Consider the following 12,493-nt stretch of genomic DNA (forward strand, 5'->3'; position numbering starts at 1 on the left):
ATTTCGGGCCGATGCAGTTCCCGCCTTTGGTTGGGCTTCGTGACTGAGCGGGCGGTCACGAATGGATTAATCCTTCGGATTGTTCGGAGGCTGATTCGCTGGCTATCATCCGGCCCATGAGCACACCCCTGAACCTGCTGCAGCGCCTGCTCCAGCGCCCGGACGATGCCCCGTCGGCGCTTGAGGACGAGCGCGAGTACACGGTGGACGAACTGGCCCGCGAGGCCGGCAGCACCGTGCGCAACCTGCGCGCCTACCAGGATCGCGGCCTGCTGCCGCCGCCCGAGCGCCGTGGCCGCGCCGGGGTGTACTTCGCCAGCCATCTGCGCCGCCTGCGACTGATCAACCGCCTGCTGGAACGCGGCTACAACATCGCCAACATCAAGGAACTGCTGGAAAGCTGGGAGCGCGGCCATGACCTGGACCACGTGCTCGGCCTCGACGAGGCCATCGTCGGCCCGTGGAACCTGGAGTCCCCCGGCACCATCGAGTTCGGCGACCTGCAGGCGCTGTTCGGTGACGAGTTGAACGACGCGGTAATCGACCAGGCGCTGGAGCAGGGCCTGCTGGCCTTCGATGGCGAGCGCATCAGCATCCCCAGCCCGCGCCTGTTCAATGCCGGCATCGAGCTGTACCGCGCCGGCATTCCGCTGGCCGCGCTGCTCGATCACCTGGCCGTGCTGCGCACCGATACCGAACACCTGGCCGCCGGCATCGTGCGCCTGGTGGTAACCCATCTGGTGGACAAGCCCGGTGCCGACCTGCTGCCCGGCGCGGCCGATCTGGAGCGCCTTGCCGAGGTGTTCCAGCGCCTGCGTCCGGTGGCCGAGCAGGTGGTGCTGGTGGAACTGGCGCGCGGATTGAAGCGCTCGGCCAATGAGATGCTGGGCGAGCGTGTCGGGGAAATCCTGCGCCGCCTGGAGACGCCGGAGTAACGAGCGCTCAGGTCCTTCCGGCGGCCTGGGCCAGCCTGCCACGTAGCCAACGCCGCGCCGGGTCGTCCTCGCTGGTCTCGGACCAGATCTGCACGAAGTCGAAGCGCGCCAGTTGCAGCGGCGGTTCGAAGCTGGCCAGACCGTGGGCTTCGAGGTCGTCCGGCAGCATCCGTGCAGCGATGGTCAGGACCATATCAGTGCCCGCCAGCAGTCCCGGCGCAACACTGAAGTGCGGTACGGTGGCGGCGACCTGACGGCGGCGACCGAGCTTTTCCAGATGGCTGTCGATTTCTTCCGCCGGACTCTGTTGCAGCGCGACCCGCAGGTGTGGCGCGGCGAGGTAGTCGTCGAGGTCCATACGCTGGCGCCCGGCGAGGGTGTCGACAGCACACAGGCAGACGAAGCGCTCCTCGAACAATCGTTGCGTACGCAGCCCCTCGGGCAAGAGCGGGAAGACGCCGAGGGCACCGTCCAGCTCGCCGCTGGCGACCTGTTCGGCCATGCCCAGGCGCGAGGCCTGGCGCACGTCGAGGTGAATGCCCGGCGCTTCGCGGCGCAGGATCGGCAGCAGTGCCGGCAGCACCACCCAGGCGCCGTAGTCGGACATGCCCAGACGCAGCTCCAGTTCGGCACTGGCTGGGTCGAAGTCGTCGCCCAGCACCAGTCGGCGTACGCCGCCAAGAATCTCCCGCAGCGGCCCGGCCAGTTCGAAGGCACGGCGGGTCAGCTGCATCTGGTTGCCGGTGCGTACCAGCAGCGGATCGTCCAGCAGGTCGCGCAGTCGGTTCAGCGCATGGCTGACGGCAGGCTGGGTCATGGCCAGGCGCTCGGCGGCACGGGAGACGTGGCGCTCGTCCAGCAGGACGTCGAGGATCACCAGCAGGTTGAGGTCGATGCGGCGTAAGTCATGAACTGAATGCATTTCCTGTGTACCAATCATTCATTTCCATGCGCCAGATGGATAGCAGAAGCTGAATGCCATCGACAAGCAATGGAGGATTATCGATGTCGAAACTGCTTCTGCTGCTGCCCGCCATCGGTGTGGGCGCCCTGGTGGCCTTGCAGGCGGGCAGCAACTCGTTGCTCGGCCGCCAGTTGGGTCATCCGCTGAGTGCCAGCCTGACCTCGCTGGGTGTGAGCCTCGCGGCGGTGATCATCGCGCTGCTGGCCTTCCGCGTGCCGTTGCCGGCGGCCACCGGTATTGCCACGACGCCCTGGTGGGGCTGGCTGGGCGGGATCTTTGGCGCGGCCTACCTGACGGTCGCGGTGATGCTGGCGCCGCAGCTGGGCGCGGCGACCTTCCTGGCCTGCGTGGTGGCGGGGCAGATGCTGATGTCGGCGCTGTGCGATCAATTCGGCTGGGCGGGTTTTTCGGTGCGGAGATTGTCGCCCGAAGGCTATCTGGCCATTGGGCTGATCATTGCCGGGGTAGTGTTGTTGCAGTGGCGCGGGAGGGTGGCATGAGCTGCCTTCTGCCGTGAGCGCTGGGCGGGTTCGCGAGCAAGCTCGCTCCTACAAAAGCCTGGGGGGAGTGTAGGAGCGAGCTTGCTCGCGAACCGACGCCGCTGCCACAGCACGGCTGTACGATCTATCTCAGGCTCAGATGCCGACTCAGCAACGCCCGCAACGCCGCCGGTTTCACCGGCTTGGGCAGGAAGTCCAACCCCGCCGCGTGAATCTGCGCCACCAGTTCGGGCCGCGCATCGGCGCTGATCACCACACCCGGCACCGGCTCGCCCAGGCGGGTGCGTAGCCAGGCCATGAGATCGGTGCCCAGTTCGCCGTCGTCCAGGTGATAGTCGATCAGCGCCAGTTGCGGCCGGGCGTCGCCGTCCAGCAGCGCCTGGCATTCCTCGCGGCTGCGCGCGGTGAGTACGCGGCAACCCCAGCGGCTGAGCAGGCTGTTCATGCCGGTGAGGATGCTGTCCTCGTTGTCCACGCACAGCACCTGGGCGCCGTTGAGCTGTTCCGGGGTTTCCAGCTTGTGTCCGTTGATCTGCGCCGGCGCGGGCTGGCGGGCCAGCGGCACGCTGACGCTGAACACGCTGCCCTTGCCCGGCCAGGAGCGCACTTCCAGGCGGTGACCGAGTACCTTGCACAGCCGGTCGGCGATTGCCAGGCCCAGGCCCAGGCCCTTCTCGGCGCGGGTCTGGTGGCTGTCCAGGCGTTTGAACTCCTCGAAGATGACGTGGAGCTTGTCCGGCGGAATACCCGGACCGTGGTCCCAGACTTCCAGGCGCAGGTGCCCGGCCTCGCGGCGCACGCCCAGCAGCACATGGCCCTTGGCGTAGCGGAAAGCGTTGGTGAGGAAGTTCTGCAGCACCCGGCGCAGCAGCTTGATGTCGCTTTCGATGCGCAGCTTGCTGCCGCGCACATGGAAGTCGATGCCATGCTCCTGGGCCAGCACGCGGAATTCCACGCCCAGGGTGTCGTACAGGTTGCTCAACGGGAAGGCCGTGACATCGGCGCTGACCCGTCCGCCTTCCAGGCGCGAGATGTCCAGCAGGTCGGTGATCAGGTCTTCCGCCGAGCGCAGGGACGAGTCCAGGTGGCGCACCAGTTCGGTGGCTTCCTCGGGCAGCTGTTCCTGGTGGGCGAGGGCGGCGGAGAACAGTCGCGCGGCGTTCAGCGGCTGCATCAGGTCGTGGCTGACCGCGGCGAGGAAGCGTGACTTGGACTGGTTGGCCGCTTCGGCGTTGCCCTTGGCCTCGGTGAGCGCCTGGTTCAGTTGCGAGAGTTCGAAGGTGCGCTCCTGCACGCGTTGCTCCAGGCCTTCGTTGGCATCTTTCAGGCCCTGCTCGGCATGCCGGTAGGCGGTGATGTCGGTGAAGCTCATGACGAAGCCGCCGCCAGGCATCGGGTTGCCGATCAGCTCGATCACCCGGCCATTGGGGAACAGCCGTTCGGAGGTGTGCGGGGTGCCCTGGCGCATCCAGTACAGGCGCTTGGCGACGTGCAGATCCGGGTCGCCCGGCCCGCACAGGCCGCGCTCGGCGTTGTAGCGGATGATGTCGGCGATGGGGCGGCCGACGTAGATCAGGCCGTCCGGGTACTCGAACAGTTCCAGGTAGCGGTGGTTCCAGGCCACCAGGCGCAGCGACTGGTCGACCACGCTGATGCCCTGGGTGATGTTCTCGATGGCGCCCTGCAGCAGCGCGCGATTGAACTGCAGTACCTCGGAGGCTTCGTCGGCGATCTTCACCACGTCCTCCACCTGCATCTCGCGGCCTTCGATGGCGGCCTTCACCACGGCACGCGCGGAGGAGGCGCCGAGCACGCCAGCGAGCAGGCGTTCGGTGTGGGCGATCCATTCGTCGTTGGCGTTCTGGCTGGGGCTGAAGCCCTTGCCCTGGCGATAGGCGAAACGGATGAAGCTCTGTCGCGCGCGCTCCTCGCCGACGAAACGGGCGGCGAGCATCAGCAGGTCTTCCAGCTGCACTGCAAGCATCGAGCGCGAGCTGAGCTTCTGGGAGATTTCCTGACCGATGAAACGGCTGGCCTGCCAGTGCTCGGAAACGCGGGTGCGGGAGAACACCGAGACCAGCCCGAACAGGGCGAAGTTGCCGATCAGCGAGAGCAGCACGCCGAGGGTCAGCGGCTCGATCATCAGACCGAACGGGCGGCCGGCGAGCCAGGAAAGCCCCGGGAAGGTTTCCAGCGACCAGCCCAGGCCCTTGGCAACCACCGGCAGCACCAGGGTGTAAGCCCACAGGAAGGAGCCAGCGGCCAGGCCGGCGAACACGCCGCGGCGGTTGGCTTGCTTCCAGTACAGCGCGCCGATCATGGCCGGGCCCAGCTGGGCGATGGCGGCGAAGGCGATCTGGCCGATGGTGGCCAGGCTCGCGGTGGAACCCAGCAGGCGGTAGCTGACGTAGGCCAGCAGGAGGATCAGCGCGATGCTCACCCGGCGCACGGTGAGCAGCCAGTGGCGGAACACCTCGAAGGGCTGCTCGGCCTCGCCTTTGCGGCGCAGCAGCCAGGGCAGCAGCATGTCGTTGGAGACCATGGTGGACAGCGCCACGCTGGCGACGATGACCATGCCGGTGGCCGCCGAGGCGCCGCCGATGAAGGCCAGCAGGGCCAGCGCCGGATGGGCTTCGGCCAGGGGCAGGCTGATCACGAAGGAGTCCGGCATCACGCCGGCGGGCAGGTGCATCTGCCCGGCCAGGGCGATGGGCACCACGAACAGCGCAGCCAGCACCAGGTAGATCGGGAATACCCAGCGCGCCAGGTTGAGGTCGCGCGGCTCGATGTTTTCCACCACCAGCACGTGGAACTGACGCGGTAGGCACATGATGGCGGTCATCGCCACGCCGGTCTGCAGCAGCATCGCCGGCCAGTGCACGGTTTCCTTCCAGTATTCGTTGAGCTGCGGGGCGACGCGGGCCTTGTCCACCAGGTCGCCGAAGCCGTCGTAGAGGCCGTAGGTGACGAAGATGCCCACGGCGAGGAAGGCGGTGAGCTTGACCAGGGATTCGAAGGCGATCGCCAGCACCATGCCGCGGTGGTGCTCGGTGACGTCCAGGTTGCGGGTGCCGAAGACGATGGTGAACAGGGCGAGGATCAGCGACACGATCAGCGCCGTGTCCTGGGCGCGGATGCCGCCCGAGTCGGGCCCGGCGCCGATCAGCAGGTTCACCCCGAGGACGATGCCCTTGAGCTGCAGGGCGATGTAGGGCAGCACGCAGACCACGCAGATCAGTGCCACCACCACCGCCAGCGCCTGGGACTTGCCGTAGCGCGCGGCGATGAAGTCGGCGATGGAGGTGATGTTCTCCTGCTTGCTGATCATGATCATCTTCTGCAGCACCCAGGGCGCGAAGAGCATCAGCAGCACGGGGCCGACGTAGATCGGCAGGAACGACCAGAGCTGGTCGGCAGCCTGGCCGACGGCGCCGAAGAAGGTCCAGCTGGTGCAGTACACCGCCAGGGACAGGCTGTAGACCCAGGCGCGAAGACGCGGCGAAAGAGGGGCGCGACGGCGGTCGCCATAGAACGCAATGGCGAACAGGACCGCCATGTAGAGCAGGGCGACCGTTGCGATCAACCCACTGGACAACGACATGCTGACTCCGGAAATGAACTGGCTCCCCCGCAGGAGCGCTTGCAGCAGTTTCGCACCAAAGTCCGGATGTGTCAGACGACTGCTACCAATGTCTCAGTGGCGCTGTGTCGCGCTTCTCACTTGAGCCGCGCCGGTCGGGCTGATAGTTTGCCGGCCTTTGCGTGTCGCCCGTCTGTCGAGCCCCTGCGCGGGGACGGCACTTCGGGCTGCCGCTACGCTCTGAAATGAGCAAGATTTCACGTCGAGGTCGACGTACCCAGGAAGGAGGGCGCCATGTTCAGACCGCTACCGATCACCTTGCAGCGCGGGGCCTTGCGCCTGGAGCCGATGGTGGAGGCCGACGTGCCCGAACTGGTGAGCCTGGCGGAAGCGAACCGCGAGGTGCTGCAGTTCATGAGCGCGCCGGGGCGTCCAGACTGGTACCGCCAGGGCCTTGCCGACCAGCGCGAGGGCCGTGCGCTGCCGCTGGTGGTGCGCCTGGGCAACGAGATCGTCGGCACCACGCGCTTCATGGACTTCCTCCCGGCGCTGCCGGCCTGTGAGATCGGCGCCACTTGGCTGGACCAGGCGCAGCACGGCAGCGGCCTGAACGCCACCATGAAGTACCTGATGCTGCGCCATGCCTTCGACAGCTGGAAGATGGTCCGCGTGCAGATCAAGACCGCCGCCAGCAACCTGCGCTCGCAGCGCGCCATCGAGAAGCTCGGCGCGGTGCGCGAGGGCGTGCTGCGCAACCACCGCCGCCTGGCCGGCGGCCGCCTCGACGACACCATTCTCTACAGCATCACCGACCATGAGTGGCCGCAGGTGAAAGCCGCGCTGGAAGCCGGTTTCAACGGCTGAGTGCGCGGTGTAAGGTGATCGACCCGCTCGTTTTCAGGCGCAGCGGTGCGACATCGGGGCAGGATCATGACGGAACATCACGCGAGCGGCGAAAGAACCCGCTTCTGGCGCGCCCAGGAGCTGGGCGGCGTCGAGCTGCTGCACGCGCGCTACATCGAGCAGGTGTTCGCGCCCCACGTCCACGAGGGCTTCGCCTTCGTGATGATCGAGCAGGGCGCGCAGCGCTTCCACCATCGCGGCAGCGAGCATTTCGCCCCCACCGGCAGCGTGGTGCTGATCAACCCCGACGAGGTGCACACCGGCTCCAAGGCCGATGAGGCGGGCTGGCTGTACCGCGGGTTCTACCCGGAGCTGGAGCAGGTTTCCGGGATTCTCGACGAGCTCGAACTGGGTCGTTCCGGCACGCCGTCCTTTGCCGCCAGCGTGTTGCAGGACCCGGAGCTGGTCCAGGTGTTGCTCGGTGCCCATCGCCTGCTGGAGTCCGAGGCCACTGTGCTGCAGCGCCAGACCTGCTGGCGCGAAGCCTTGTTGCTGCTGTTCCAGCGCCACGCGCGGATTCCCGAGGTGCCGGCCGCCGGCAACGAACCCCTGGCGGTGGCGCGCGCTCGCGAGCTGCTGGGCGCGCGGCTGATCGATCCGCCATCGTTGGAAGAGCTGGCGGCGGCGGTCGCTCTGTCGCCGTTCCATTTCGCCCGGGTGTTCCGCAAGGCCACCGGCCTGCCGCCCCACGCCTGGCTCAAGCAGCGTCGCCTGGAGCAGGCTCGCGCCCTGCTCAAGCAGGGCTGCGCGCCGGTGAACGTGGCGATGCACCTGGGCTTCGCCGACCAGAGCCATCTCAGCCGCCAGTTCAAGCAGGCCTACGGCGTAGGCCCCGGCGAATACCGGCAGGCTTGCGCCCGATCGTTCAAGACGGCGTGAGCCTTGGCGTCCGCGCGGAGTGCAAAGACGAATCTGATCCATCCGGAAAAATATATCATTTGATATAGATTTTCATTTACGAAATTTACGATTTGACGTACTTTGCGCCTCCTTCACGTAGTACCCGGGGGAGGGTGAAGCATGTCGTCCGTTCGTTCATGGTCGCGCCTGGCGATCGCCGTAACCTTGGCCACGCCGCTGCTGCCGGTCCAGGCCGAGGATGAGCCCCAGTCGCTGGAGGCCGTCACCGTGGTCGGCGACTGGCTCGGCGATGCGGATCAGCAGGTGGTGCAGAACCACCCCGGCGCGCGCACCGTGGTGCGTCGCGAGAAAATGATCGAAGAGGGCGCGCAGAACGTGCGCGACGTGCTACGCGGCATTCCCGGCGTGCAGGTGCAGGACAACAACGGCACCGGCGGCAGCGATGTCTCCCTCAACGTCGGCGTGCGCGGCCTGACCTCGCGCCTCTCGCCGCGCTCTACCGTGCTCATCGATGGCGTGCCGGCCGCCGTGGCGCCCTACGGCCAGCCGCAGCTGTCGATGTTCCCGCTGTCGGTGGGCAACCTCGACAGTGTCGATGTGGTGCGTGGCGCCGGTTCCGTGCGCTATGGCCCGCAGAACGTCGGCGGGGTGATCAACTTCGTCACCCGGGCGATTCCCAAGGAATTCTCCGGCGACGTTGGCACCACCAGCGAAACCGCGTCCCACGGTGGCTGGAAGAACCTCTACAACGCCTTCCTGGGTGGCACCGCCGACAACGGTATCGGCGCCGCGCTGCTGTATTCCGGTGTGAAGGGCGCGGGCTACCGCGACAGCAACGACTCCACCGACATTGACGACGTGATGCTCAAGACCCACTGGGCGCCGACCGAGGTCGACGAGTTCTCCGCCAACTTCCACTACTACGACGGCACCGCCGACATGCCCGGCGGCCTGACCCAGGCGCAGTTCGACGATGATCCGTACCAGTCCGTGCGCGACTGGGACAACTTCACCGGCCGGCGCAAGGACTTCTCGCTCAAGTACAAGCGGCAGATCGACGATCTCACTCAAGTGGAAGTGCTGACCTACTACAGCGACAGCTTCCGTGGCAGCAACATCGCCAGCCGTGACCTCAAGACCCTGGTGTCCTATCCGCGCGACTACCACACCTTCGGCATCGAGCCGCGGGTGTCGAAGATCTTCATGGTCGGCCCGACCACCCAGGAAGCCAGCATCGGCTATCGCTACCTCAAGGAAGCCATGCACGAGCGCGCCAGTCAGGTCGCCCTGGTGAACAACGTGCCGACGGTGAAGCCGGGGGCTGATGGCCACACTTACCAGGACCGCACCGGCGGCACCGAGGCCAACGCCATCTACCTCGACGATAAGATCGACGTGGGCAACTGGACGGTGACTCCGGGCATCCGCTTCGAAAGCATCTCCACCGATTGGCACGATCGCCCGGTCATCGACAACAAGGGCAAGCCGGTCCAGGAGAAGAAGCGCAGCAAGGACTACAACGAGCCGCTGCCAGCGCTGGCAGTGATGTATCACCTGTCGGACGAGTGGAAGCTGTTCGCCAACTACGAAACCTCCTTTGGCAGCCTGCAGTACTTCCAGCTCGGCCAGGGCGGCAGCGGCAACGACACCGCCAACGGCCTGCAGCCGGAAAAGGCCAAGACCTACGAAGTGGGAACCCGCTACGACAACGGCGCGTGGGGCGGCGAGGTGACGCTGTTCTACATCGACTTCGACGATGAACTGCAGTTCATCAGCAACGACGTGGGCTGGACCAACCTGGGCGCCACCAAGCACCAGGGCATCGAGACCTCGATGCACTACGACATGGCCGCGCTCGACCCGGTGCTGTCGGGCCTGACCGCCTACGGTACCTTCACCTACACCCGCGCTACCTACGAGGGCGATATCCCCAGCTTCGAGGGCCGTGACCTGCCGTTGTACTCGCGCCAGGTGGCCACCGTCGGCCTGCGCTACGAGCATGACCGCTGGACCTACAACCTGGACGGCTTCGCCCAGTCCAAGCAGCGTTCGCCCGGTCCGACCACCGACTCCAAGGGCAACTTCACCGGCGACTACATCACCGAGCCGACCGCCGACGGCCAGTACGGCGACATCCCCGGCTACGTGCTGTGGAATGCCCGCGTGGGCTACGACTTCGGCCCGCAGGCGTCGAACCTGAAGGTCGCCGCCGGAGTGAAGAACATCTTCGACCAGATGAACTACACCCGCTCCAGCGACAACAACGCCGGTATCTACCTGGGCGAGCCGCGCACCTTCTTCGTGCAGGGCAGCGTTGGTTTCTGACCCGCTCCTCGCCTGACCGAAAAGCCCGTCCCCGTGACGGGCTTTTTCTTGCCCGCAGGAATTTCATGGGTAACCTGCGGCAGTGGAATTGTGCGGAAAATGTGGCTTTTCTTCAGGTCATTGCCGTCATATCCGTGCTGTCATTCCGGCCACGCGGCCATCACGCAGGTAAACAAGGACGATGACTGAACAATCGCAATTCGCCCTGCTGGGCAAGAAGCGTTTCCTGCCATTCTTCGTCACCCAGTTGCTGGGGGCGTTCAACGACAACATCTTCAAGCAATCGCTGATCCTGGCGATCCTCTACCACCTCACCGTCGCTGGCGACCGCAACCTGCTGGTCAACCTCTGCGCGCTGCTGTTCATCCTGCCGTTCTTCCTGTTCTCCGCCCTGGGCGGACAGTTCGGCGAGAAGTTCAACAAGGACGCGCTGATGCGCGCGCTGAAGCTGGCCGAGGTGGGGATCATGCTGGTGGGGGCCGCCGGCTTCGTGCTGGGCAGCCTGCCGCTGCTGTTCCTCGCGCTGTTCGCCATGGGCACCCACTCGGCGCTGTTCGGTCCGGTGAAGTATTCGATCCTGCCGCAGCACTTGCAGGAGAACGAGCTGGTGGGCGGCAACGCCCTGGTGGAGATGGGCACCTTCCTCGCCATCCTCGCCGGCACCATCGGCGCCGGCATGCTGATGTCGCGCCAGGACTATGCCGCCGGCGTCGGCATCGCCGTGGTGCTGGTGGCCGCCTGCGGCTACCTCGCCAGCCGCAACATTCCCCGCGCGGCGGCTGCGCTGCCGGAGCTGGTGATCGACTGGAACATCTTCCGCCAGTCCTGGAGCATCCTCATGCTCGGCCTGCGCCAGCGTCCGGCGGTGTCGCGCTCGCTGGTGGGCAACTCCTGGTTCTGGTTCCTTGGCGCGGTCTACCTCACCCAGATCCCGACCTACGCCAAGGAACTGCTGCACGGCGACGAGAGCGTGGTGACGCTGATCCTCACCGTGTTCTCGGTGGGCATCGCGCTGGGTTCGATGCTCTGCGAAAAGCTTTCGGGCAAGAAGGTGGAAATCGGCCTGGTGCCCTTCGGCTCCATCGGCCTGAGCCTGTTCGGCATCCTGCTGTGGTGGCATTCCGGAGATTTCCCCAAGGGGGAACAGCCCTACCACTGGCTGGCGGTGCTGGAGCATTCGCAATCCTGGGCGGTGCTGGCCGACATCCTCGGCATCGGCATCTTCGGTGGCTTCTACATCGTGCCGCTGTACGCGCTGATCCAGGCGCGGACCGAGGAAGACAAGCGAGCGCGGGTGATCGCGGCGAACAACATCCTCAACGCGTTGTTCATGGTGGTCGCAGCGATCGTCTCGATCCTGCTGCTGTCGGTGGCGAAGCTGTCGATCCCCCAGCTGTTCCTCGTGCTGTCGCTGATGAACGTCGCGGTGAACGTGTACATCTTCAAGATCGTTCCCGAGTTCACCATGCGCTTCCTGGTGTGGCTGCTGACTCACTCGATGTACCGGGTCGACCACCGCAACCTCGAAGCCATCCCCGATGAAGGCCCGGTAGTGCTGGTATGCAACCATGTGTCCTTCGTCGATGCGCTGCTGATCGCCGGCTCCGTGCGCCGTCCGGTGCGCTTCGTCATGTACTACAAGATCTTCCGCATCCCGGTGCTCAACTTCATCTTCCGCACCGCCGGCGCAGTGCCGATCGCCGGGCGTAACGAGGACGCCGAGACCTACGAGAAGGCCTTCGCCAAGGTCGCCGAGTATCTGCGCGAAGGGGAGGTGGTGTGCATCTTCCCTGAGGGCATGCTGACCCTGGACGGCGAGATGAACGAGTTCCGTAGCGGCGTGGAGCGGATCATCGAGGAGACCCCGGTGCCGGTGATCCCGATGGCCTTGCAAGGTCTGTGGGGCAGCTTCTTCAGCCGCGATCCGAGCAAGGGTTTCTTCCGCCGCATCTGGTCGCGGGTGTGCCTGGTGGCTGGCCAGCCGGTGCCGCCGGAAGACGCCAAGCGCCTGGCGTTGCAGGAGCAGGTCGCGGCCTTGCGTGGCGCGGCCCGCTGACTTTCCTTCGCGCAAAGAAAAAGCCCCGGCAGTGCCGGGGCTTTTTCATGGGCGTGTCGCGGTTCAGATGACCTGAACTTCGTCAGCCTGCAGGCCCTTCTGGCCTTCAACAACGATGAAGGAGACCTTCTGGCCTTCCTGCAGCGATTTGAAGCCGGTGCCCTGGATGGAGCGGAAGTGCACGAAGACATCGTTGCCGCTTTCCGGAGTGATGAAGCCGAAGCCCTTGGCGTCGTTGAACCACTTGACGGTGCCGGTCTGACGATTCGACATGGAAATACACCTTGAACAATTGAATATTGTTGTGCGGAAAAGCCCGCGCTCGTCCTGAGTTGCAAGGTGCAGTCGAAGCCGGGTGATGGGGAATGG

General features: G+C 65.7%; 9 protein-coding genes. 6 read left to right on the forward strand and 3 right to left on the reverse strand.

Annotation, left to right across the window (positions count from 1 at the left end; translation table 11 throughout):
* Positions 1–236 precede the first annotated feature (236 nt).
* Positions 237–935 carry a MerR family transcriptional regulator gene (locus O6P39_RS07785; protein ID WP_275611910.1) on the forward strand — a complete coding sequence of 233 codons (699 nt, stop codon included), beginning with the start codon at positions 237–239 and terminating at the stop codon, positions 933–935.
* Positions 936–942: 7 nt separating this feature from the next.
* Here the strand turns inward: O6P39_RS07785 and O6P39_RS07790 are convergent, their stop codons facing one another.
* Positions 943–1,857 (reverse strand): LysR family transcriptional regulator, encoded by a 915-nt coding sequence (locus O6P39_RS07790; RefSeq protein ID WP_275610800.1) that lies wholly within the window; start codon positions 1,855–1,857, stop codon positions 943–945.
* Positions 1,858–1,940: 83 nt separating this feature from the next.
* On the opposite strand from O6P39_RS07790, the gene O6P39_RS07795 reads away from it, so the two are divergent.
* On the forward strand, positions 1,941–2,399 hold the full coding sequence (locus O6P39_RS07795; protein WP_275610801.1) for a DMT family transporter: 459 nt from the start codon (positions 1,941–1,943) through the stop codon (positions 2,397–2,399).
* Between the two features lie 124 nt (positions 2,400–2,523).
* Here the strand turns inward: O6P39_RS07795 and O6P39_RS07800 are convergent, their stop codons facing one another.
* The gene (locus O6P39_RS07800; RefSeq protein ID WP_275610802.1) at positions 2,524–6,000 is read right to left on the reverse strand and encodes a PAS domain-containing hybrid sensor histidine kinase/response regulator; all 3,477 of its coding nucleotides are present in this window, start codon (positions 5,998–6,000) and stop codon (positions 2,524–2,526) included.
* A gap of 273 nt (positions 6,001–6,273) precedes the next feature.
* Here O6P39_RS07800 and O6P39_RS07805 point away from each other — a divergent pair, with 273 nt between their 5' ends.
* From O6P39_RS07805 to O6P39_RS07820, 4 genes are all read left to right on the forward strand, one after another.
* Positions 6,274–6,843 (forward strand): GNAT family protein, encoded by a 570-nt coding sequence (locus O6P39_RS07805; protein WP_275610803.1) that lies wholly within the window; start codon positions 6,274–6,276, stop codon positions 6,841–6,843.
* A gap of 66 nt (positions 6,844–6,909) precedes the next feature.
* Positions 6,910–7,761, forward strand: coding sequence for an AraC family transcriptional regulator (locus O6P39_RS07810; RefSeq protein ID WP_275610804.1), 852 nt, complete (start codon positions 6,910–6,912; stop codon positions 7,759–7,761).
* 141 nt (positions 7,762–7,902) lie between these two features.
* Complete coding sequence (locus O6P39_RS07815; protein WP_275610805.1) at positions 7,903–10,068, forward strand: TonB-dependent receptor family protein; 2,166 nt, start codon at positions 7,903–7,905, stop codon at positions 10,066–10,068.
* Between the two features lie 181 nt (positions 10,069–10,249).
* Positions 10,250–12,124: an MFS transporter gene (locus O6P39_RS07820; RefSeq protein WP_275610806.1), complete on the forward strand. Its 1,875-nt coding sequence runs from the start codon at positions 10,250–10,252 to the stop codon at positions 12,122–12,124.
* Positions 12,125–12,187: 63 nt separating this feature from the next.
* Here O6P39_RS07820 and O6P39_RS07825 read toward each other — a convergent pair whose 3' ends face one another.
* Positions 12,188–12,397, reverse strand: coding sequence for a cold-shock protein (locus O6P39_RS07825; RefSeq protein ID WP_024763416.1), 210 nt, complete (start codon positions 12,395–12,397; stop codon positions 12,188–12,190).
* Positions 12,398–12,493: the final 96 nt, after the last annotated feature.

The sequence above is a fragment of the Pseudomonas sp. PSE14 genome (assembly GCF_029203285.1).
Classification (GTDB): Bacteria; Pseudomonadota; Gammaproteobacteria; order Pseudomonadales; family Pseudomonadaceae; genus Pseudomonas.

Excerpts from the sequence above, each read along its gene's own strand:
- O6P39_RS07790 (WP_275610800.1), bottom strand. The coding sequence starts at position 1,857 with ATGCATTCAGTTCATGACTTACGCCGCATCGACCTCAACCTGCTGGTG.
- O6P39_RS07795 (WP_275610801.1), top strand. The coding sequence starts at position 1,941 with ATGTCGAAACTGCTTCTGCTGCTGCCCGCCATCGGTGTGGGCGCCCTG.
- O6P39_RS07800 (WP_275610802.1), bottom strand. The coding sequence starts at position 6,000 with ATGTCGTTGTCCAGTGGGTTGATCGCAACGGTCGCCCTGCTCTACATG.
- O6P39_RS07805 (WP_275610803.1), top strand. The coding sequence starts at position 6,274 with ATGTTCAGACCGCTACCGATCACCTTGCAGCGCGGGGCCTTGCGCCTG.
- O6P39_RS07810 (WP_275610804.1), top strand. The coding sequence starts at position 6,910 with ATGACGGAACATCACGCGAGCGGCGAAAGAACCCGCTTCTGGCGCGCC.
- O6P39_RS07815 (WP_275610805.1), top strand. The coding sequence starts at position 7,903 with ATGTCGTCCGTTCGTTCATGGTCGCGCCTGGCGATCGCCGTAACCTTG.
- O6P39_RS07820 (WP_275610806.1), top strand. The coding sequence starts at position 10,250 with ATGACTGAACAATCGCAATTCGCCCTGCTGGGCAAGAAGCGTTTCCTG.
- O6P39_RS07825 (WP_024763416.1), bottom strand. The coding sequence starts at position 12,397 with ATGTCGAATCGTCAGACCGGCACCGTCAAGTGGTTCAACGACGCCAAG.